The 22360-nt window shown below is 37.0% G+C and carries 17 protein-coding genes; 5 read left to right on the plus strand and 12 right to left on the minus strand.

Going from position 1 to position 22360, the window contains the following annotated elements:
• Positions 1-581: 581 nt before the first annotated feature.
• From ACSLUO_RS06975 to ACSLUO_RS06990, 4 genes are all read right to left on the minus strand, one after another.
• Positions 582-857 carry a hypothetical protein gene (locus ACSLUO_RS06975; protein WP_448247406.1) on the minus strand — a complete coding sequence of 92 codons (276 nt, stop codon included), beginning with the start codon at positions 855-857 and terminating at the stop codon, positions 582-584.
• A gap of 272 nt (positions 858-1129) precedes the next feature.
• Positions 1130-5566 (minus strand): EAL domain-containing protein, encoded by a 4437-nt coding sequence (locus tag ACSLUO_RS06980; RefSeq protein WP_448247407.1) that lies wholly within the window; start codon positions 5564-5566, stop codon positions 1130-1132.
• A gap of 215 nt (positions 5567-5781) precedes the next feature.
• Positions 5782-8550 (minus strand): insulinase family protein, encoded by a 2769-nt coding sequence (locus ACSLUO_RS06985; protein ID WP_448247408.1) that lies wholly within the window; start codon positions 8548-8550, stop codon positions 5782-5784.
• Positions 8551-8693: 143 nt separating this feature from the next.
• Positions 8694-8837, minus strand: a complete 144-nt coding sequence (locus ACSLUO_RS06990; RefSeq protein WP_448247410.1) for a hypothetical protein — start codon at positions 8835-8837, stop codon at positions 8694-8696.
• A 258-nt stretch (positions 8838-9095) separates the two neighbouring features.
• Between ACSLUO_RS06990 and sixA the strand changes: the two genes are divergently transcribed.
• Positions 9096-9572 (plus strand): phosphohistidine phosphatase SixA, encoded by a 477-nt coding sequence (sixA, locus tag ACSLUO_RS06995; RefSeq protein WP_448247412.1) that lies wholly within the window; start codon positions 9096-9098, stop codon positions 9570-9572.
• A 108-nt stretch (positions 9573-9680) separates the two neighbouring features.
• Here sixA and smrB read toward each other — a convergent pair whose 3' ends face one another.
• Complete coding sequence (smrB, locus tag ACSLUO_RS07000) at positions 9681-10220, minus strand: endonuclease SmrB (RefSeq protein ID WP_448247414.1); 540 nt, start codon at positions 10218-10220, stop codon at positions 9681-9683.
• A 182-nt stretch (positions 10221-10402) separates the two neighbouring features.
• On the opposite strand from smrB, the gene prmB reads away from it, so the two are divergent.
• From prmB to ACSLUO_RS07020, 4 genes are all read left to right on the plus strand, one after another.
• On the plus strand, positions 10403-11344 hold the full coding sequence (gene prmB, locus ACSLUO_RS07005) for a 50S ribosomal protein L3 N(5)-glutamine methyltransferase (protein WP_448247416.1): 942 nt from the start codon (positions 10403-10405) through the stop codon (positions 11342-11344).
• Between the two features lie 12 nt (positions 11345-11356).
• Entirely contained in the window at positions 11357-12442 is a 1086-nt protein-coding gene (gene aroC / locus ACSLUO_RS07010) for a chorismate synthase (RefSeq protein ID WP_448247418.1), read from the plus strand.
• A 150-nt stretch (positions 12443-12592) separates the two neighbouring features.
• Positions 12593-13735 carry an MFS transporter gene (locus ACSLUO_RS07015; protein ID WP_448247420.1) on the plus strand — a complete coding sequence of 381 codons (1143 nt, stop codon included), beginning with the start codon at positions 12593-12595 and terminating at the stop codon, positions 13733-13735.
• 86 nt (positions 13736-13821) lie between these two features.
• The gene (locus ACSLUO_RS07020; protein WP_448247422.1) at positions 13822-14559 is read left to right on the plus strand and encodes a sulfotransferase family protein; all 738 of its coding nucleotides are present in this window, start codon (positions 13822-13824) and stop codon (positions 14557-14559) included.
• Between the two features lie 135 nt (positions 14560-14694).
• On the opposite strand, the gene lipA is transcribed toward ACSLUO_RS07020, so the two are convergent.
• The 7 genes from lipA to mrdA all read right to left on the minus strand — a co-directional run bounded on the left by lipA (position 14695) and on the right by mrdA (position 22360).
• Complete coding sequence (gene lipA, locus ACSLUO_RS07025; protein WP_448247424.1) at positions 14695-15663, minus strand: lipoyl synthase; 969 nt, start codon at positions 15661-15663, stop codon at positions 14695-14697.
• Positions 15653-16312 carry a lipoyl(octanoyl) transferase LipB gene (gene lipB, locus ACSLUO_RS07030; protein WP_448247426.1) on the minus strand — a complete coding sequence of 220 codons (660 nt, stop codon included), beginning with the start codon at positions 16310-16312 and terminating at the stop codon, positions 15653-15655. Before lipB ends, lipA begins: the two co-directional genes overlap by 11 nt.
• Before the next feature lie 100 nt (positions 16313-16412).
• Entirely contained in the window at positions 16413-16676 is a 264-nt protein-coding gene (ybeD, locus tag ACSLUO_RS07035; RefSeq protein ID WP_448247428.1) for a DUF493 family protein YbeD, read from the minus strand.
• A gap of 223 nt (positions 16677-16899) precedes the next feature.
• Positions 16900-18081, minus strand: coding sequence for a serine hydrolase (locus ACSLUO_RS07040; RefSeq protein WP_448247430.1), 1182 nt, complete (start codon positions 18079-18081; stop codon positions 16900-16902).
• 76 nt (positions 18082-18157) lie between these two features.
• Positions 18158-19054, minus strand: coding sequence for a septal ring lytic transglycosylase RlpA family protein (locus ACSLUO_RS07045; protein WP_448247432.1), 897 nt, complete (start codon positions 19052-19054; stop codon positions 18158-18160).
• Positions 19055-19136: 82 nt separating this feature from the next.
• On the minus strand, positions 19137-20252 hold the full coding sequence (gene rodA, locus ACSLUO_RS07050; RefSeq protein WP_448247434.1) for a rod shape-determining protein RodA: 1116 nt from the start codon (positions 20250-20252) through the stop codon (positions 19137-19139).
• The gene (gene mrdA / locus ACSLUO_RS07055; RefSeq protein ID WP_448247436.1) at positions 20252-22360 is read right to left on the minus strand and encodes a penicillin-binding protein 2; all 2109 of its coding nucleotides are present in this window, start codon (positions 22358-22360) and stop codon (positions 20252-20254) included. Before mrdA ends, rodA begins: the two co-directional genes overlap by 1 nt.

Consider the following 22360-nt stretch of genomic DNA (forward strand, 5'->3'; position numbering starts at 1 on the left):
AAACAATTTAGGGCTTTGTTACAATACGCCGCCTTAAATTTCCGAGTAAAGTATTTATGTTGTTACTAGTTGTTCTCATCAGTGTATTAAGTAGTTGTTTTTTTTATTGTCAGGCGATGATGAGCGGCTTAGGACGTAAACGTTGGGCCTTTGCCGGAATGTGTTTTGGACCGTTAATTTGGCCAATGTTTAACATGAAGAAACGAGTTAAGGTGTATCGTAAATTTGGCGTGCAGGGCTTGATATTACGAGCCTAAGTTAGTTATTGCTAAGTTTTTTATTAGGCTAGATATTAGATATTCTAGTAAGTGATAGGTTTAGGTTTTTCTAGTTTTGTTAGAAAAGTTTAATAAAGGTTTCGTTAAGGCTTTAGTGAAGCTTAATATAGACATCCGTGTCATTCTTTAATACTCAAGGTATTAGAGCTACTTCCACCAAGTGCCGGCTGGCATCTCTTGTATTTTAATACTCGCTGCAATGGCATTTTCTTTAATCTCTGGTAACCATAAGTTCTTGATCAATTTAAACATAATACATTCCTGTTCAATCTGAAAATAAAAAATATTAATGATAATTAGGGGTTAGATACGAGTTTTGCCAAGTGAGCGACCAGTCAACTCTGACTCTAGAGCGATACGAGTTTTGCCAAGTGAGCGACCAGTCAACTCTGACTCTAGAGCGATACGAGTTTTGCCAAGCGAGCGACCAGCTAACTCTGATTCTAAAGCGATACGAGTTTTTCCTAGTGAGCGACCTGTTTGTTCAATAGAATTTAATGGTGAAACTGCAACTTCTACCGGAGAAGCCTCAGCAGGAGAAGTAGATAAACCTAAAGCTAAAATTAATGAACTAAGCATATTGTTTCCTTGTGTTGTTATTATTAAATTGCACAAGTAATAAGCGATATTTATGCCATATAGATTAAATCCATATAATTCAGATATTTAAGTGGTTATTTGCTGTTTTTTTGACTTTTTATCAAATTAAGCTTGTATGAGTCAAAAATATGTCGATAATTTTTTTGGATGCTGGTGTTTAAAGTTAGAGAATAGAATACTTGATAAGCCATAAGCCATAAGCCATAAGCCATAAGCTTAAGCTTAAATTAAATCCTAATGGATAAGATTGTTTATAGGTTAAACGAGGTTGATTTGTCTGTGATCTGGTGTGAAAGTAGGTAGTTAGTAAAGTGTTTTTCCGCTAGTGGTTTACTATACAAGAAACCTTGCATTTGCTCGCAGCGTAAGCCAGAAAGAAAACTCAGTTGGTTTTCGGTTTCTACTCCTTCTGCAACCACATCTAACCCTAAGTTATGGGCGATCGTCACAATAGTGGCGACCATATTACGGCCTTGATCAGACTCTTCAATATCATCAACAAAGGCTTTATCAATTTTTAGTGTGTTAAGCGGGAATTTTTTCAAATAAGCTAACGAAGAGTAACCGGTACCAAAGTCATCAAGTGATAAATGAATACCCATAGAGCGAATTTGTAGCATGGTTTCAATCGCCTTTTGCGGAGAATCCATTACAGTGCCTTCAGTGATCTCAAGTTCTAAGTGTTTAGCCGGTAGGCCACTTTGCAATAATATTTGAGCGATTAAACTTACTAGGTTCGGTTGACTAAATTGTACCGCGGATAAGTTAACGGCAACACGGCCGTCAAATAAACCTGTATCAAGCCACTTTTTAGTCGCAAAACATGCTTTACGAAGAACAACTTCGCCTATCTCAACTATTTGCCCGGTTTCTTCGGAAACAGGAATGAAAACGCCAGGGCTAATAATTCCTTTACTTGGTGTTTCAAAACGTACTAATGCTTCCATGCCAGATATTTTTCCGGTTTTAATTTCAATTTTGGGTTGATAAAAAACTGAAAAATTGTCTTCTTTTAAGCCATGACGTATTAAGTTTTCTATTTGTAAGCGTTTTACTGCTTGCTTGTTCATTGATTCATTAAAAAATTGATATTTATTGCCGCCTAAGCCTTTGGCATGATACATAGCGGTATCAGCATTTTTTAATAATTCTTCTGAATTCGCACCATCTTCTGGGTAAAGCACTATACCAATACTGCTATAAAGCACGACTTCTTGACTACGTAGTTTTAACGGAATGGCAATAGTTCTGAGAATATCTTTGGCAATTGAGGTGATGATATGAATGTCGTTGGTGTTTTCGATGATCATACTAAATTCATCGCCACCTAAGCGATACACACTGTCTTGTGGTCGCCCTAAGGTGAGAATCCGTTTAGCCACTTTACATAATAAAATGTCACCTAATTCATGGCCCATTGAATCATTAATTTTTTTGAAGTTATCAAGATCAAACACCAATAGCGCATGTGGAACTTTATGTTTAACCAGCTTGACTTGGTTGGCTTGAAAGAAAGAACGATTAGGTAAGCCTGTTAACGTATCTGTACTTGCCAATTTTCTCAGTTCAGCTTCATTTTTTGTTCTTTCGGTAATATCCGAAAATACACCAACAAAATGTGAAACTTTACCGTGTTCATCGCGAATAATATCAATATTTAATTCGGTAATGTATTTATCGTCATTACCATTTTTATGTTCAATTTCACCGTGCCAATTATTTTTAGTTAATAAGTGTTTTTTAATGTCTTGGTTGTATTCTTTAGAATATTGATTAAAGCGCATTGAACTACCAATAAGTTGCTCTTTTGATTTATTGGTTAACGCTAAGTAGGCTTTATTGACATCAACAATAACAAATTGGCGATCATAGATAACAATTGCATCCGAAATACTTTCAATACATTTGGCAAATAACTTTAATTTTTCTTCTGCTTTTTTGATAACACTAATGTCTTTGAGCGTTCCTGTCATTCGAGATGCTTTTTGATTGTTGCTACGTTCAACAATTTTGCCGCGGTCAAGTACCCAAACCCAGCTATCATTTTTATCTTTCACCCGATAAGTTACTTCAAAGTGGTCGGTTTTATCATCAAAATGATCTTTTAAGGCATTTTTTACTCGCATTAAATCACTTGGATGGATATTCGTTTGCTCAGCGCCAATATTGCGCTCACCGTCTTGTGGGAATTCTAATATCCCCCAAATATTCGAACGGTAAATTTTTCCGGCGGTAATGTTCCAATCCCACATTTCATCGCCACTGCCCCATAGCGATAGCTTTAAACGTTCTTCACTTTCTTTTATTTGTAAGTTGTATTGGTGCTTATAGCGTAGCTGTTGGACAAAATAAGCAATTATCATTAAGAAGATAATGCAGTAGAAAAATAATGCGCCATTTGACATCCACCAAGGTGGTAATATTTTGATCGCTAAATTCGATGTTTGTACATTGCTGGGGTCGTACCTATCGTAAGCTTGCACAACAAAAGTATAATTGCCGGCACTTAAGTTAGTATAAGTAGCCCGACGATTGTGCTCACCTGAATCAATCCAATTATTTTCTAAACCAACTAAGCGATAGCGGTATTGAACACGTTCGGGTAACTTATTATTTGGTGAAATAAATTCAATGCTAAATGGAGAGAGATCATATTTAAGAGTTATTGATTTATTTTCATTAAGTGATTCAGTTAATGAAAAATTATTGGTCGTATTTCCTGGTAATATTGTAATTTGTTTATTAGCGATTAATAAATTTGTAAATAAAGGAGGGTTAATATCTGTTGTTATTTCTAATAGTTTTTCAGGTGAAAACTGATGAATACCATTACTTCCTCCAAAATAATAATGTCCATTTTTAGCTGTTAAAGCAACATTTTCTAAAAAGCCATTACTGTCTAAGGTGAAGTCTTGATAATAATTTTTTACTTGGTTATTAATTGGATCAATAAAACTTAAGCCCTTATTGGTTGAGCACCAAGCTTGACCTTTTTCATTAACTAAAATGGCATTAATATAATTATTATTAAGAGTGGTGTTTTCATTAAAAGTTTGAACTTTATTGGTTTTTAAATTGATTAAAGCAAGCCCTTGGGAGCGAGAACCAATCCATAGCCATTCATTATCGACTTGTAGCTGATTTGCTGAGGAAATAATAAAATTTGGTGTTGGCGGAAGTCGAATATTCTCGAAAATATGGTTTTTTATATTAAAGGTTAATAATTCATTATTTGCGGTTAATAACCAGATTAATTCATTATGAATTGAAAAGCTGGTTATTGCTGATTGATTTGGTGCCGCGAATGAGTCGAAGGTGTGATTATTTGTTGAAAATTTAGCAAGTTGACCTTGGCTGTTAATATACCAAATATGTTTATTAGCAAGCAGTAATTTACTTGTAGAATTAAAGTCGCTTAATTTGTGCCAATCGCTGATGTGTAAAATTTGTTGGTTAATGGTATTAAATCGATATAGCTGGTTATTTTCAGCGATAAACCATAAATAGTTATTCTCTGCCATTAAATCATAATAAGGGCCAATAATTGGTAATTCAAAGTTATTAATCTGGTGATCTTTGTTAATATAAAAAAGTTTTGATGAGTTTGAACTAAACCATATTTCGCCATTATTAGTTTCGGTTATTGATTCAATTTGGTTATTACTATTTTGATAATTAAAGAAGTAATGAGTAAATAAAAACTGTTGTTTTTTAATTAAGTTAATACCTTCATAAGTCGCAAGCCAAATGTTTTGACTGTTATCGGTAAAGGTGTCCATAATAAAGTTATTACTAAGAGCATTTGGATGGTTTTCTTTTTTAAAGGTATTAATTTCATACGTGTTATTATTTATTAAAATCAGCCCATCTTCTGAACCAAGCAAGGTTTCATTTTTATTAAAAAGTTCAATGCTTCGGATAAATGAAGAAGATAAATTTTCTAAAATATGATGCTTTATTTGGTAGTTTTGCCCAACAATATAAACCCCATTGTCTGTCCCTAACCAATATTCATTTTCTACCTGTTTTATATCTAAGAGAGTATTAACAGGTAGATTAAGACCCCACACATTATTTTCTTGCAAACTAAAGGTATTTTGAAATTTATTGTTACTGATATAAATACCGTTTTCGAAAGTACCTAACCAGTAATTATTATTATGGTCTTGAAATATGGTTTTTATTGCGGTGAGTTTATTCTCAAAGCCTCGAAAGCGAATACGAACAAAATGATTTTCTTTGTTATTATATTTATGCAAACCCGCTTCGGTTGATACTAATAACATGCCGTTATTATCTTGATAAATATCCCAAATTAAATTGTCACTTAAGGTATTTGAATCATCGGTTGAGGTATAAAAATTTTCAAAGTTGTCGGTTTTTCTGTTGTATTTACTCAAACCATTTTCAGTGCCAACCCATAGGGTATTGGTATTATCAATAAAAACTTTTCTAATAAAATTATCGGCAATTGAGTTTGGATCAGAATTATTCTTTCGGTATTGCACAAAATGTTCACCGTCGTAGCGGTTTAAACCATCTTGTGTCGCGATCCAGATAAAGCCTTGCTGGTCTTGAGTGATGCTATGAGTGGAGTTTTGTGAAAAGCCATCAGCGACGGTTAAACGGTCAAATTTTATTTGTGGTTGAGTTGTATCGGTTGACGCTGAAACATTAACGCTAACCAAATAGGTTAGCCCTAACAATATTATTGAAAGGTGCCTTAATTTATGAAAAAAAATAAAAAAGTGTTTAAGCACACTACAACCTTGAGTTACAACGTTTACTCATCGCCAATTAGACAGAGAAATTAAATACGAACAACCATTACAAATCAAGCTAGCGTGTATGTCAACTATTTAGAAGATATATCAGCTTTTTAGCTTATACGAGTTGGTATTAGTTACAGTTTTAATGGGCAGCTGCTATTCATTTGTTCTGATGTGGTAATATGCGCTTGTGGTAATAACTGTTGTTCTTGGTCATTTTTTATCGACATTAATACTATTCTGTCGTGATTTTGGGTGTTAATTAACGCCTGATTAATGAAGTTTATGATATCTGATAATTGTAAGGTTTTGATTTGCTCAATTAATTGCGACTTACGATTGAATTGTATATCTTTATTACAAATTGCGCCCCAAAAACGTTGGCTTTTTATTCGTAAACTTGCATCATTTTCTTGTAATTGGCCGGCTAATCCTTGTTGTAATTGTTGCCATTCTTGCGTTGACATTTCAGCCATTAAATTGGCAGTGTTTTTGGTAAAACTATCAATGGCCTCAGTAAGAGCTTGTGCTGTGGTATGTGGAGATTGAATATATAAGGCAATACCAGGGTAATGGCCGACCGGCACATAACCAACACCAACCAAATAACCGTATTGTTTTTCAGTTCGCATTTCGTGAAAGAAATGCGGTGATAACAATTGGCTAAGTACCATAGTAATGGCTATGGTTTTAATATCTTTTTTGGCCATTGGGTAATAAATTACTGTTGCGTGGTCATGCTCTGGTAAGATTAATGGCAGAATTTTTTCACCTTTTGAGCTGTTATCTAAAACACCAATGTTAACTTGGTTAGTTTGATGGTATGACGGAGTAAAAGCGTTTTTGATATTATCAACTATCTTTTGTGCGTCTGATTTTTGCCAATTACCATGGATCAATAATTCTAAATAAACCTGTTCAAACAGTGACCGACAAAACTGCTTAAAGTCTTCAATATCAATACCCTGTAAGGCATTAGATAAGCGCTCACTGTTGGGCTTTTTCGGCTGCATAGTACTACTCAAAGTACTAAATAATTGTGAAATTGACTTGCTTTGGTCGCTGTTATGCCAGTGGCTGATCAGCTGCTGTTTAATTAAATGAAATTTTTCTTTTGAAAAGTTTTGCTGTTTTAATGATGTTAATAACTTACTTAATAATTTCGGTTGGTTTTCACTAAGACCAGATAGCTGTAAAGTCATGCCACCTTGATGAGCATATAAATGATAATGAATGCCGGCTAATTCAGCATCATAATTTTCTTCAATAACGTTATCACTATATAACTCAATAAATAAACGAGTCATGGCAATTGTGCTAGGATTTAAAATTGCGTTAGGGCAATCAATACCAAGGTAAATATATCCTTTGGGTACTTTAAAACTTTGATCTTGTTTAAACCAGCAAGTAAACCCTGATGTTTGGTGAATAATTTCAGGTAAGCTTTGTTCTTGCTCTTGAGGCACTATTTTAGGCTCTGTCACAATATAATCATTTTTAGGAGGCAGAAATAGTGCGGGGTTTGGCTTTGCGGTTTGCCAGTGTTGTAATGTTTGCTCAGGTAAGGATTTTACTTGGTAAGGCACCTGATACCATTGACTAACTTGGTCAAAAGTATTGTTTTGACTGATATGTATTAAACGCATATTGTCAGTAGAAAAATAGCTTAACAACTGGCTAATGTCGTCTTGATTAAATGACTCCATCATATAATCCCCAAAAATATAATGCTCTTGAGGGTAATGCTGCATGTTGATAACGTATTGGCTGACCGAATCTAATGGTTTCATTTTTTCTTGGTAATCAAATGAAATCATGGCAATGGATTTTTTTTCAGTAAAATAATGCTCAGCAATAGGTGCACTTTTTAACAAGGCAAGATAGCTGAAAATAGCTGAAACGATATCATCGATATGTTGCTCACCTTGCTCTGTCAGCGCAATGCTGATGTTAAAATCTTTAAAGTTTGAGCCATTAATACCAGAACCTGCCGTTAATCGAAAAGCCCACTGGTGACTTTTTAAATAGGACAAAATACTGCCAGGGCCTTCATGTCCTAATAAATAAGCCAAGATAGATTCCGGTTTATCACGATATAAATGATCAATACTTGGCATGGCAAAGCTAACAATTAGCTGACGGTCATTTTTTACCGGACACACTTGAATCAGTATTTTTTGATGTTCAGGTAAATAGAGAGGTTGCTGAAAAACATCAAGGCTTTGTTTTGCTTGTTTTATCGGAGAAAAATATTGTTCTGCTAATTGGGCAAGTTCATCTAAGGTTTGTGGCCCTTCAATGGCCAAGGTCATATACTCTGCACAATAATAATGTTCAAAAAAATCTGCTAGTTCTTGGCGGATACTGACATTGCCGCGATCTGCAAGCGTTTCTAAATTACCAACCGAAAATTGAGAAAAAGGGTGGTTTGGGTTAATAGTTTCTTTGTGAACATCATAAAGACGGCGAATATCGTCCTTGAGTTTTAATTTAAATTCGGCATCAATATTTTGACGCTCTTTGTAGACAAATTCTTCTGATAAGAGTGGCGAAATAAAAAAATCACTGAATCTGGCTAATGCTTCCGGAAAATATTGATGATGAATATCGAAGAAAAAACAGGTGTGTTCGGTGGCTGTCCAGGCATTATGGTTACCGCCATACTGGCTGATAAACTTTTGATATTCACTGCCATCAGGGTATTTTTCGGTGCCCAAAAATAACATATGCTCTAAAAAGTGAGCTAAGCCTTGTCGCTCTTTTGGATCACTAAAATGGCCAGCATTCACAGCTAATGCCGCTGCTGATTTAGTACTGTTAGTATTTTCAATCAATAATACTTTTAAGCCATTATTAAGTGTGATTGAACGATAACATTTACTGTCATTAGAACTTTGGATCAAAAGGAGCTCCTAGTAATCGTTATCTTGATATTAAAAGACAATATTGAGACAAGGTATTACCTGTTTATTAGGGTCTGTTCATCTTTGTTTAATAATTCAGCTGAGAGATAAAATCGTTTTAATCAAGGCTGAAATTATGTCGTTTAGTCATCTAAACCAATAATTTTAACGCCGAGTAAAGCGATTTTAGCCTCAGCCCTCAGTGCAATGGCTATTTTTTGCGCTAGCAGCATTAGAATTTCACTCATTTGGAATTCACGCATTTGGAATAAGCAAACAACCTTCATTCTGCTTTGCTATCACTAAAAATAGCCTATTGCTGAAAATATAAACAAAGATCAACAGACCCGAGTGATTATTTTTAATTAAGTTAGCAGTTTAGTTAAAAAATTTAGTTATCTCTACTATGCTAATTGAGAGTAAGTCATATTACGAGAATAATTTTCTTTGTTTTTTCGGTCAGTATTGGTATTCATTGTGAATCGTTTCTATTACTATAGCTTTTATTATAGAAGTATCCGCAAAAAGATGTGCGGGGGTTAGTTATGCAGTTCTTTATTATGCGTCATGGTGAAGCTCAACATCAGGGATTATCTGATGCTGAACGTGAGCTAACTGAATATGGTGTATCTGAAGTTTTAGATATTTCGCAGTTAATTAACGATGTCGCTTTCGATTTAATCATCGTGAGTCCTTATGTGCGCGCTCAGCAAACAGCCGATCTTATTATTCAAACATTAAATTTAACACTAACATCACAAGCTTGCGACTTAGTGACTCCAACCGGTTCCGCTGAACAAGTACATGATTATTTAGATGGCTTGTTAGCCGAAAAAGCCTACCAGAATATTTTAATTGTTTCACATATGCCGTTAATCAGTTATTTGTTAGCAGAATTAACAGTGGGTGGTTATATGCCGATATTTCAAACGGGTGCTATTGCGAAAGTTGATTATCATAGCGGTGCAATGAAAGGCGATTTTATTGAAATGTTATGTCCGTTTAATGTTTGTGATATTTAGTTTATTACTTGTCTAACTTTCGCTTAACTAAAACCTAATTTAAACCGAACTAAAACCTAACTTAAACCGAACTAAAGCCGATTTTGAGCGTGTTATTTTCTAATCCAATTAGCGAATAAATTTATCCTTTAATTCCATTAACACTAACAAGGCGCCATCGCCTCCCCACTCTAGTGGTGCTTGATGAAATGCCATCACATCAGGATGTTGTACCAGCCAATGTGGCACTTTATTTTTTAATATCCGCGAACCTATACCATGCACAATACATAAACATTGGGCATGTTCTTTTTGGCAGGCATATAATAAAGCGGCAATTTCTTTTTTGGCTTGATGTTGATCTAAACCATGCAAATCTAAAATCAAATCAGGGGTATATTGGCCACGGCGTAAATTTTTAGCTTCAAAACTATCAACATCTTCTCGAACATACTTTACTGGCCCTTGTTGATTTAAGTGAGGCTCAAATTCATCCGAAAAATGAAATTCGGCTAATTGCTTGTGTACTTTGTCTTTGAGCTGAAACTTTTTCTGCGGACTGGTTTTTTTACTTGGCGATATTTTATCTTGTACCATAGGTTTTACTTTGCCTATAGCATCTTGAAATAGCAGTTTTTCTTGCTCAGTAAGCTGGTTTTTAAATTTCATTTGCAGAGTTTATCAATCTGGAAAGACCAAGGGAATATAAAAAGTAGAGATGAAAGATAAAAGTACAATTGAAGCTGATAGTCACGTAAAATACCCCTTTATTATCGCTTGTCCGTATCTGTAATTCAGTATCATTTAGCTAGCGTTATACATTTGTTCATTTTTTATTGCAGGGGAATTGTGTGTCTAAGCCAGATAATACGTTAATCAAACAACAGTTATTTACCGTTGCTGATTTTGTCCGTTATGGTGCCAGCCAATTTAACCAAGCCGAATTGTTTTTTGGTCATGGCACTAACAATGCGTGGCATGAGGCCATAGTATTAGTGATGTTCGCGTTGGCTTTGCCTGATGAAATGTATGACGATGCCAAGCAGTGTCGTTTAACTGATGAAGAAAAAGATGATGTTTTAGCTATTTTTACTGCGCGTATTGAACAAGGGGTACCTGCGGCCTATATCACTAATTTTGCCAAGTTTGCCGGTTTACCTTTTTATGTTGATGAACGGGTATTAGTGCCACGCTCACCAATTGGTGAATATATTGAACAACGTTTTTCCCCTATGTTTGATGAACAGCGATCAGTTAACCGTATTTTAGATTTATGTACGGGCAGTGGTTGTATTGCTTTAGCTTGTGCCCACTATTTTCCTGAAGCGGAAATTGACGCGATTGATCTGTCGTTAGATGCGCTTAATGTTGCCCAAATAAATATTGAAAACCACGGTATGTTAGAGCGGGTTTTCCCGATCCAGTCCGATATTTTTTCTGGGGTAGAAGGGCAACAATATGATCTGATCGTGACCAATCCACCGTATGTTGACCAAGAAGATGTTGATAGTTTACCGCAAGAATATTTACATGAGCCTGAAATGGGCTTAGGTAGCGGCAGTGATGGTTTGGATATAACGCGAAAAATTTTAGCGCAAAGTGCCACCCATCTTAATGATAATGGTATACTTGTTTGCGAAGTGGGCAACTCTCAGGTACATGTCGAAGCAGTTTACCCCGAAATTCCATTTACATGGCTGACATTTGAACGTGGTGGTCATGGTGTGTTTGTATTAACAAAGGCACAATTAGAAGAATATCAAACCATATTTAATCAGCGAGTTGTAGCATAGGTTGTAAGAACAATGTCAGGAAATACCTTTGGAAAATTATTTACAGTAACCACATATGGTGAAAGTCACGGTTTAGGCCTAGGTGCTATTATTGATGGCTGTCCTCCAGGTTTATCGCTTACAGAAGAAGATCTTCAAATTGATTTAGATCGCCGTAAACCAGGGCAAAATCGTTATACCACGGCGCGTCGTGAAGATGATGAAGTGACCATAATGTCAGGCGTTTTCGAAGGAAAAACCACAGGCACACCGATCGGCTTAGTGATCAAAAATAAAGATCAGCGTTCAAAAGATTACGGCAATATTTCGGAAAGTTTTCGTCCAGGCCATGCTGATTACACTTATTGGCAAAAGTACGGCGTGCGTGACTATCGTGGCGGTGGTCGTTCATCAGCACGTGAAACCGCTATGCGAGTTGCTGCTGGTGCTATTGCGAAAAAGTTTTTAAAAGAAAAATTAGGTATTGTGGTACGTGGTTGTGTAACACAAATTGCTGATGTTAAAGCCCAAACTTATGATTGGGATGTTGTTGAAACTAATCCTTTCTTTTTCCCTGATGCGAGTATGCTTGATGCCTTAGATGAAACTTTACGTGGCATTATTCGTGAAAAAGACTCTATTGGCGCTAAATTAACCGTGGTTGCTGAAAATGTACCGGTTGGTTTAGGTGAGCCAATTTTTGATCGCTTAGATGCGGACATTGCTCATGCCTTAATGGGGATTAATGCCGTTAAAGGTGTAGAAATTGGTGATGGTTTTGCTGTAGTTAACCAAAAAGGCTCAGAGCATCGTGATGAATTAACGCCTAATGGTTTTGCAAAAAATAGTGCCGGTGGTGTTTTAGGCGGTATTTCATCAGGGCAAGATATTGTTGCCCATATTGCGTTAAAACCTACTTCAAGTATTGGTGTTAGTGGTAAAACTATTAACAAGCAAGGTGAGTCAACCGACCTTATTACTAAAGGGCGCCATGATCCTTGTGTTGGTATTCGTGCCGTGCCAATTGCAGAAGCTATGCTGGCATTAACCTTAATGGATCACTTCATGCGTAATCGTGCGCAAAATGCTGATGTGTTCTGTGAAACCCCTAAAATATAATGTTCTAGAGGCTAGAGGCTAGAGGCTAGAGGCTAGAGCATTAGTCTATTTAAAGAAGCGAGTGTTAATAGCGATAAAGTCAGCTTTATCATTATGCACTCGTTTTTTCGTATTTGTATTGTTAAGTCAAGTTATTAGGTTAAAAAACCAATGTCACCATTATTCGTTAAATCTGCAACTACTTATTTTTGGTATTTTGGTGTACATGGTTTAGCGATACCATTTCTTGCTTTATTTTTAAATTACCGTGGATTTAGTTCATTAGCGATTGGTGAATTACTCGCGATTTATACTGCCACCCGTATTCTGGGACCAACCTGTTGGGCAATGTTTGCCGATAAAACCGGTAAACAATTATTTGTTATTCGCTTAGGGGCTTTTTTAGCCTTTGCTTGTTTTTGTTTGTTATTTTGGGCACAAGGTTATTGGCCAATAGCATTTGCGTTAGCCATGTTTAGTTTATTTTGGACGGCGATATTACCGCAGCTTGAAGTAATGACGAATCTTGCAATTAAACGTAGCCCTAAAATTTATGCGCGTATTCGCTTATGGGGCAGCTTAGGCTTTTTCTTTACATCAGTGGTTGCTGGTGAAGTTATTGATGCTTATTCACCTGAAGCGTTTACTTGGTTAGGTTTCATCATTCTAGGATGTCTGTGGGGTTCTAGCTTATTGTTAAAGCAACCAAGAATGACCAAACAGGCGTTGCAAAATACCGGCTCAATTTTTGATAAATTATTGACTAAAACCTTCATTTGGTTTTTTTTAGCGGGTTTATTATTACAAATTAGTTTTGGCCCTTATTATTCGTTTTTTGCACTTTATTTACGTGATTTAAATTACCCAAGTTATGCTGTTGGCTTATTGATGGGTATAGGTATTTTTGCCGAGATCGCTATCTTTTTAATTCTTGGTACCTTATTTAAACATTTTTCAGTAAAAACGTTATTGGTGGCAAGCTTGCTATTATCAGCAATACGTTGGTATTTAACCGGTCATTTTGCTGATAGTGTTTGGTTATTAGCTTTTACTCAGTGTTTTCATGCTTTTAGCTTTGGCATGTATCACAGTGCATCTCTGCAATATTTACAAAGTCACTTTAATCGTAATCAACAAAATCGTGGTCAGGCCATATATATTGCTGGCGTTTATGGTATTGGCGGTGCATTAGGAGCTTATGTTGCGGGTGTTTTTTGGGCTGAAGGGCTTGGGGCTCAACTGGCTTATAATATAGCCGCATTTGCTGCTCTATTTGCGACAGGATTTGCTTTAATGTTGCCGTCAAAAAAATAATGTCATGAACTTGAGATAAAACTGTCAATTAACCTTCATAAGGCTAGGTTAGGGTGATATTACGTTAATTTAATTATGTAATGTTCATGATTTCTCATCAATTTAAGTGTGTTTTTGTCCATGTTCCTAAAACAGCAGGACAAAGTATTGAGCAATTTTTTTTAAATCTTCATCAATTGAGCAAGCAAGAAAAAGCGCAATTATATTTAATGAAAAATTCAGATCCTCAACGAGGTCCTGAGCGCTTAGATCATATGATGGCGGCAGAATATGTTGAATGTGGGCACTTAGCTAACGCTCAATATCAAAACTATTTTAGCTTTGCTTTTGTTCGTAACCCTTGGGAAAGGCTAGTTTCGGAGTATTTGCATAAAAAAATCGACAAAAAAATGTCGTTGAAAGAATTTGTGCTTTCAGCTTGGCCTGAAACCAAACTGTTTTGTGACAAATATCGCCATGTTATGCCGCAAGCAGATTATTTATTTGATGATAATGGTCACCAGTTAGTTGACTTTATTGGTCGTTTTGAACATTTACAAAAAGATTTTTCATATGTTTGCCAACAGTTAGCTATTGACGATTCGAGTTTGCCTCATAAAAATTCATCTTATAGTTTTCGGCGTTTATGGACACGTCGCTTTCGACACTTATTTCGGATAAATAAACGTGTGAATAAGCATTATAGTGAATACTATGATGAAGAGTTAAAACAGATAGTTGCTAAACTATACGCAAAAGATATAGCCTTATTTGGCTATGAATTTGAAACCGTCAGTCAACATCAAGAAAAACGCCAACTCAGTTTAGCAACCATGAACAATTAGTTTTAGAGGTAAGATCTTACCTTTTTTGTCTTTGTCGATGTTATAGCAGGGCGGATAATAGTTAGCGATTTTTTATCATCGAAAAAAGCCAAAGCCTTAATAAAGGAGCTTTGGCTTTTAATGCTAGCGTAAAAGTTATTTAACTTCTTCACCTGCTGCTTGTTTATCAGCATGATAACTTGAACGAACCAATGGCCCACAAGCTGCGTGATCAAAGCCCATTTTCATTGCTTCGCGTTGGAACATATCGAAATCATCAGGGTGAACATAACGCTCTACAGGTAAATGGTGCTTACTTGGCTGTAAGTATTGACCAATGGTTAACATGGTAACGCCATGATCACGTAAGTCTTGCATTACTTGTAAAATTTCTTCGTTGGTTTCACCTAAACCTACCATTAAACCTGATTTAGTTGGCACTGTTGGATTGGCTTCACCAAATTTTTTCAATAAATCTAATGACCACTGATAGTTAGCACCTGGACGCGCTTTGGTATATAAGCGTGGCGCGGTTTCCATGTTGTGGTTAAACACATGTGGCGGGTGTGCGTTTAAGATCTCAAGCGCTTTATCCATACGACCACGGAAGTCAGGCACTAATATTTCGATTTTGGTATGTGGTGAGTGTATTTCAATTTCTTTAATACATTCTGCAAATTGACTAGCGCCACCATCACGTAAATCATCACGATCTACCGAAGTAATAACCACATATTTTAGTGCCATGTCTTTTAATGTTAAGGCGAGTTTTTTTGGTTCTTCTTTATCTGCAGCTAATGGACGACCATGGCCAACATCACAAAATGGGCAACGACGAGTACAAATATCACCTAAAATCATAAAGGTAGCGGTACCGTGGTTAAAACACTCTGAAAGGTTAGGGCATGATGCTTCTTCACATACTGAATGCAAACCATGTTTTCTTAAAGAGGCCTTGATATGATCTATTTTGTCAGTCGTGCGTGGTAATTTAATACGTAACCAATCCGGTTTACGTAACATGGTTTCGCGCTCAGACGGGACAACTTTGATCGGAATATGGGCCATTTTATCGGCGTCGCGTAATTTTGTACCGGGTTCAACACGTGTTGTTTTAACTGTCATATTCTGTTTCCAAACCTGTTTTAAAGCTTAGCTCACTTGCGTTTAGCAATTGGCTTAAGTGTTTTATTAAAGATTGACCTGCTTCATTAACCGTTTGTGGACCGTTAATATCAGCAGTCTGAGCCATTTCTAAACCGGCATAACCACATGGGTTAATACGTAAAAAGGGGGCTAAATTCATATTTACATTCAGTGCTAGGCCATGAAAAGAACAGCCTTTACGAACGCGTAAACCTAATGACGCAATTTTTTTTCCGTCAACATAAACACCCGGTGCTTCGGGTTTTGCTTGTGCATCAATACCATAATCGGCAAGTGAGGCAATAATACCATTTTCAATTAAACTGACTAATTGACGAATACCCATTTTTCGACGACGTAGGTTGATCAAAAAATAGATCACTTGTTGCCCTGGGCCATGATACGTAATTTGGCCACCACGATCAGATTTTACCACCGGTATATCGCCAGGCATTAATAAATGCTCAGCTTTACCTGCTTGTCCTTGCGTGAATACGGGAAAATGCTCAACTAGCCATAATTCATCAGTTACCGAATCATCACGTGCATCGGTAAAGTCTTTCATGGCTTGCCAAATGGCCGTGTATTCTTGGTTAGCAAGTTGTCTTATAATGAGTGGTTGCTGCAAAGTGGTACTCGTTTACTTTTATCTAAAGTTAATGCGCGTGACGTTATAGGTAGCTACTGACACGCTTTTTCAGACAACCTATCCGGTTATCTATCCTCAGTTATAAAACGTAGCGAACTTGCTCGATAGCGTTTACCGTTTTGTATATCATCTCTATATGTTCTTTACTGGTCACTCGAACAGGAATAGAAACAGAATGATAGTTGCCTTTTGAGCTTGGCTTTATTTTGAATGTGTAATCTGCTGGCGTATGCTTTTGCAATTCAGCAATAATGAGATCGGGTAACTCATCACAAGCAACACCCATTACTTTAAAGTTTAGTACTGTAGGAAAGTCTAATAACTCATCAAACTTAGTTTGCATTTTTATCTCACTCAACATCGTTGTTACTTTTGTGTGAATTGCCTTTGCTAAAAATATCAGCGGCAATACAGCTAATGACTGACATTTTAACATTAAATTTAATCGAGGGGATAATTAAGATCATCTATGTTAGAAATCATTGTGATAACTAGTAGGTAGGATGAACATCAGAGTTAAAAAAACCTCCTAGTGGAGGTTTTTTTAAGAAATAGAAAGGTATTAATTAGTTAGCAAATTGCAGTTTGACATAATCAACTAAACGACTAAACATACCACCTTCATTAACTTCTGCTAACGTGACTAACGGATATTGGGCAATATCTTCGCCATCAAGCTGTAAAAATACTTTACCAACCACTGTACCTTTCGCAAGTGGTGCTTCTAGCTGACGATCTAACTCAAAGTTCGCTTTTAAATTTTTACGTTGGCCACGAGGAATGGTGATCGGTGTATCGGTTAAAATCCCTAAATCCACTTCTTTCACATCACCCATCCAAACGCGGTTGGTGGCAAACTTTTCACCAGCTTTATACGGGGTGAACGTTTCAAAAAAGCGGAAGCCATAGTTAAGTAATTTTTTACTTTCTACTTTACGTGCTCGTTCACTTTCAGTGCCCATAACTACACTGACTAAGCGCATACCGTCTTTAGTGGCGGAGGTAACTAAGCTATAACCGGCTTGTGAAGTATGGCCGGTTTTTATGCCATCAACATTCATGCTTTTATCCCACAATAAGCTATTGCGGTTATGTTGTTTAATGTTGTTGAAGGTGAAAGACTTTTTCTTATAAAGTACATATTCTTCAGGCACATCACGAATGAGCGCTACACCTAAAGTGGCCATGTCACGTGGAGTTGTAACGTGTTCAGTACTGTCTAAACCATGGCTATTTTCAAAATAGCTACTGCTCATACCTAACTGTTGAGCATGCGCATTCATCATATCAGCAAAAGCACTCTCACTGCCGGCAATGTGTTCTGCCATCGCCACACAAGCATCATTACCTGATGCTACAATAATGCCTTGGTTGAGATCAGAAACAGAAACTTCTGTTCCCACTTCTAAAAACATTAATGATGAGCCTTTAAAAACTGGATTACCCGTCGCCCAAGCATTTTTGCTGATGGCAACTTTATCCGTTGTACTAATATTACCTGAGGCGATTTCAGTGCCGATAATATAACTTGTCATCATTTTGGTTAAACTAGCCGGTGCCAATTGCATGTCGGCATTTTCTTCCGAAATCACTTTACCGGTATGATAGTCAATTAATATATGACCTTTAGCATTGATACTAGGTGGCGCGGGCATAATAAAAGCATGCGTAATAGAAGATACACCAAAGGTGACTGCGCCAATAATTGAAATGAGTTTGCTACGATGTTTAGCCGTTTTAAAAGGCATAACGTTCCTTTAAATTCTGATTATTAGTGGATGAGAAAAATGTTCATCGACAGTATATCATTTTTAAATTACTTGGCTATGGCTGAAACATTTCTTTACCAAATGCATTTTCGTAGCCAGCGCCTTTTAATTGCTGCAACATTAAAAAACGCTCACTTGGGTTTTTAAATGGCCCCATAATAATTCGGTACAAGCCATTGCTAGGTTGCGATATGACAGGGGTTTTGTATTTGTGAGTTAATGAGGCAATTAAACTTTTTGCCATGGTTGGGTTTTGTGTTGCAAATACTTGAATATAAGGTTGTTTAATCGCTTTGTTTACTTGTGCTTGTACTGGTGTTGGTTCGGTAAATTCTGCTGGTTGATGTGTGGTACTCAAAGGCGTTACCGGTGTTATTGGTGTAGTAATAACCACCGCAGGGGTAGGGTCTTCAACGGGCGGTGTAAAATCGGTGATCGCTTCTATTTCAACTTGGGCAGTGCCTGTTATGCCTAATTTATAAGCGGCGCTATAAGATAAGTCGATGATCCTACCAGGGTGGAAAGGGCCTCGGTCATTAACGCGAACAATTGCAGTACGATTATTTTCTAAATTTTTAACTTTTACATAAGTAGGTAAGGGCAAATTTTTATGGGCGGCGGTCATGGCGTACATATTATAAATTTCACCATTGGAGGTTAAATGACCATGAAATTTTTCGCCGTAAAATGAGGCAATACCTTTTTCTTTGAATTTTATTGCGTTTGGCAATACCAAATAGTTTTTACCGCGGACAGTATAATGTTTATTACCACCTCGGCTTAACGCTTCGGCTCGAGGGATAGCGTCTTTTAATTCTGCCTCACTTGGTGTTCTGCTTGGCACGGAATCTTTATGCTGCTGGTATCGACCTGTTGGCGCACAAGCCCCTAATAGCACTAATAAACTAAAACAACAGAGAATATTTTTGAAAGAAAATTTGATAACAGACATAAGAGGATAATTTACCTATTTGATGTACTTATTTTGATAATGCGCATTGTTGAGCCAGCTAACCTTCAGGTTAATTGATAAATTAAGCAATGAAACGTTTTCGGGTACTGATCGCCATTAATATGCCAAACCCCGCCATTAATGTCACCATTGATGTGCCACCATAACTGACGAGGGGCAGTGGTACACCAACAACAGGTAAGATACCGGAAACCATACCAATATTCACAAAAACATAAACAAAAAAAGTTAGGGTTAAGCTACCGGCTAATAACTTAGTAAAGGCTTGCTGAGCATTAACTGCTATCCATAAGCCGCGCATGACTATTGCTAAATAAACCAGTAGTAATAACAACACGCCGATCAAACCAAATTCTTCACTAAACACAGAAAAAATAAAGTCGGTATGGCGTTCCGGTAAAAATTCTAGCTGTGATTGAGTGCCTTGTAACCAGCCTTTGCCTGTAATGCCGCCTGAACCAATCGCGATTTTTGATTGAATAATATGGTAGCCGCTACCTAAAGGATCTGCTTCTGGATTTAAAAAAGTTAAGACGCGTTGTTTTTGGTAATCTTGCATAAAAAAATACCAATGGATAGGCGCAAATAAGCCAGCTAAACCACCACAAACGGTAATTAACTTCCAGCTAGCACCGGCAAGAAAAATTACAAATAACCCTGAACTAGCGATTAACAATGACGTCCCTAAATCAGGTTGTTTGGCAATTAATAAGGTAGGAATTAATACTAAAATAAAGGCAACAACAATATCTTTAATTTTAGCCGGTAAATTGTTTTGGCTAATATACCAAGCGATCATTATAGGAACGATCAATTTCATTATTTCTGATGGTTGAAACTTCATAAAGCCTAAATCTAACCAACGTTGTGCGCCTTTGCCAATATGGCCAAAAAGTAAAACCGCAACCAATAATAAAATGCCGACAATAAATACCGGTACCGCCCATTTTTCATAAACGCTAGGGGGAACTTGGGCAACGGCAAACATCACTAAAAGGGCAATGCCTAAACGGGTAATTTGTCGGATCACTAAGGCAGTTTCTTGGCCTCCAGCACTATAAACAACAAATAAGCCTAAAATCATTAAAGTGATCAGTCCTAACAATAATGGTAAATCGATATGAAGTTTTTGTAGCAAGGTTTGTTTTTTGGGGCTGTCGTGATCTTGTGAAAACATTAGTTTGTGCCTTGGCTAGATAAGGTATTGACCCGTGGAGAAATACTTTCATGCTCTAATGTAGAAAGGTGGTGCAAGTTATGATCATGCTCAGCGTGCTCTAGTGCCGAATGTGAGGCAAGCATAAAGCTGGTAATTTCATGTTCAGCAAATCGTTGACCAAAATATTGATCCATTATTTGACGAGCAACAGGAGCCGCGTTGGTAGCGCCACCACCTTTAGCAACGTTCTCCATGGCAACGGCAACCACAATTTCAGGGTTGTCAAACGGAGCAAAAGCAATAAACATGGCATTATCACGTTGGTTTTCTTGTGTTGTTGCCGCGTCATATTTTTCATTTTCGCCTAGACTCGCTACTTGTGCAGAGCCGGTTTTACCAGCCGCATCATAATGGCTACCTTTAAAAGCATTATGTGCTGTAGCGCCAAATCTTTGCACCGTATTATGTAAGCCATCAAGAACATGTTGCCAGTTTTTAGGATTATTTAAAACGATTGGCGGTTGCGTTTCATGATTGCTGTCATCGGTGATGTCGTCTGCGCTTTCTTCATTTATGTTCGCGCTAGCTTCGTCGGTGGCATTATCTGCCGCTAATAATAATTGCTCATTGGGTTGTGGTGTTTTTACGGCTTGGCTTTCATTAATACTTGCTACGAAATGCGGCGCTTTAATTTTGCCTCTATTGACTAATATCGACGTGGCTTGTGCTAACTGTAATGGCGTTACTAACCAAAAACTTTGTCCAATACCAACAGAAATTGTTTCACCGGCATACCAAGGCTTATTTTTATTGGCGCGTTTCCATGCGGCGCTAGGTAAAATACCGTCACTTTCTTCATGAATATCAATACCGGTGTAATCACCAAAGCCAAACTTTTCCATCATATTGGAAATACGATCAATGCCTAATTTGTAAGCAAGATCATAATAATAAATATTACAAGATTGCTCTAAAGAACGGCTTAAATCGACCCAGCCATGTCCCCATCTTTTCCAATCTCGATATTTTTTTTCTACATTATCAATTTGATACCAACCAGGATCCCAAATTTTACTATCAGGAGTAATGATATTTGCTTCTAGGCCTGTTAAAGCAATAAAAGGTTTGATAGTTGAAGCTGGCGGATAGCCTTGTACCGCGCGATTAATTAAAGGTAAATCTTTTGAGCCAGTTAATTTACGATAGTTTTTAGTGCTTATACCATGCACAAATAGGTTGCCGTCGTAACTGGGGTTGGAATACATGGCAATAACGCCACCATCACGGGGGTCTAGTGCCACAATAGCGCCACGCTGGCCAATTAAAGCGCGTTTAGCTACCATTTGTAACTCAATGTCTAGGCTTAGTTTGAGATCTTTACCGGGGGTTGGCGGAGTAAAGCTTAAGGTACGAATGATACGACCTTGGTTATTTATTTCTACTTCTTGATGGCCAATGTCGCCATGCAAAATGCTCTCATAGTATTTTTCCAGTCCGAGTTTGCCTATATCCCTTGTTGCTTTGTAGTTATCGGATTTATTTTGTTCTTCTAATCGGATTTCGTCACGTTGATTAATACGGCCAACATAACCTAAAGAATGCGTAGTTAATTCAGCAAAAGGGTAATAGCGTTTTAATCTTGCTTCAACAAAAACGCCTTGAAATTTATGCTGATTTACCGAAAATAAAGCAACTTGTTGTTCACTTAATCGGGAAAGGAGTTCAATCGGCTTAAAACGACGATGGCTACGCAGGGCTTTAAAGAATTTTTTTTGTTTTTCTTCACTAATATCAAGCAAGGCGCTTAATGTCACAATAGTGTCGTCAATATTGTCAACTTGCTCAGGAATAATTTCTAAAGAATAGACTGGTTTGTTATCGGCTAATAGTACACCATTGCGATCATAAATTAGACCGCGGTTTGGCGCTACGGGTAACAGTTTTATACGATTATCGTTTGAGCGGGTTTGATACTTTTCATATGCATCTACTTGTAAATCGTAAATGTTATTAAACAGTACTAACACCATTATTACAATACCAGCAAACGCGATCACAGAACGACGAATAAATAAATTAGCTTCCGCCGAATGATTTCTAATGGTGACGCGTTTGTTTTTAACCAT

The organism is Thalassotalea agariperforans (assembly GCF_053470345.1).

What these genes read in the sequence shown, in the direction of transcription:
- ACSLUO_RS07045 (WP_448247432.1), bottom strand. Translation starts at nt 19,054, where the DNA reads ATGTCTGTTATCAAATTTTCTTTCAAAAATATTCTCTGTTGTTTTAGT.
- ACSLUO_RS06975 (WP_448247406.1), bottom strand. Translation starts at nt 857, where the DNA reads ATGCTTAGTTCATTAATTTTAGCTTTAGGTTTATCTACTTCTCCTGCT.
- ACSLUO_RS06990 (WP_448247410.1), bottom strand. Translation starts at nt 8,837, where the DNA reads ATGAAGGTTGTTTGCTTATTCCAAATGCGTGAATTCCAAATGAGTGAA.
- smrB (WP_448247414.1), bottom strand. Translation starts at nt 10,220, where the DNA reads ATGAAATTTAAAAACCAGCTTACTGAGCAAGAAAAACTGCTATTTCAA.
- aroC (WP_448247418.1), top strand. Translation starts at nt 11,357, where the DNA reads ATGTCAGGAAATACCTTTGGAAAATTATTTACAGTAACCACATATGGT.
- lipA (WP_448247424.1), bottom strand. Translation starts at nt 15,663, where the DNA reads ATGACAGTTAAAACAACACGTGTTGAACCCGGTACAAAATTACGCGAC.
- ACSLUO_RS07040 (WP_448247430.1), bottom strand. Translation starts at nt 18,081, where the DNA reads ATGCCTTTTAAAACGGCTAAACATCGTAGCAAACTCATTTCAATTATT.
- rodA (WP_448247434.1), bottom strand. Translation starts at nt 20,252, where the DNA reads ATGTTTTCACAAGATCACGACAGCCCCAAAAAACAAACCTTGCTACAA.
- mrdA (WP_448247436.1), bottom strand. Translation starts at nt 22,360, where the DNA reads ATGGTTAAAAACAAACGCGTCACCATTAGAAATCATTCGGCGGAAGCT.
- ACSLUO_RS07015 (WP_448247420.1), top strand. Translation starts at nt 12,593, where the DNA reads ATGTCACCATTATTCGTTAAATCTGCAACTACTTATTTTTGGTATTTT.
- ACSLUO_RS07020 (WP_448247422.1), top strand. Translation starts at nt 13,822, where the DNA reads ATGATTTCTCATCAATTTAAGTGTGTTTTTGTCCATGTTCCTAAAACA.
- ybeD (WP_448247428.1), bottom strand. Translation starts at nt 16,676, where the DNA reads ATGCAAACTAAGTTTGATGAGTTATTAGACTTTCCTACAGTACTAAAC.
- sixA (WP_448247412.1), top strand. Translation starts at nt 9,096, where the DNA reads ATGCAGTTCTTTATTATGCGTCATGGTGAAGCTCAACATCAGGGATTA.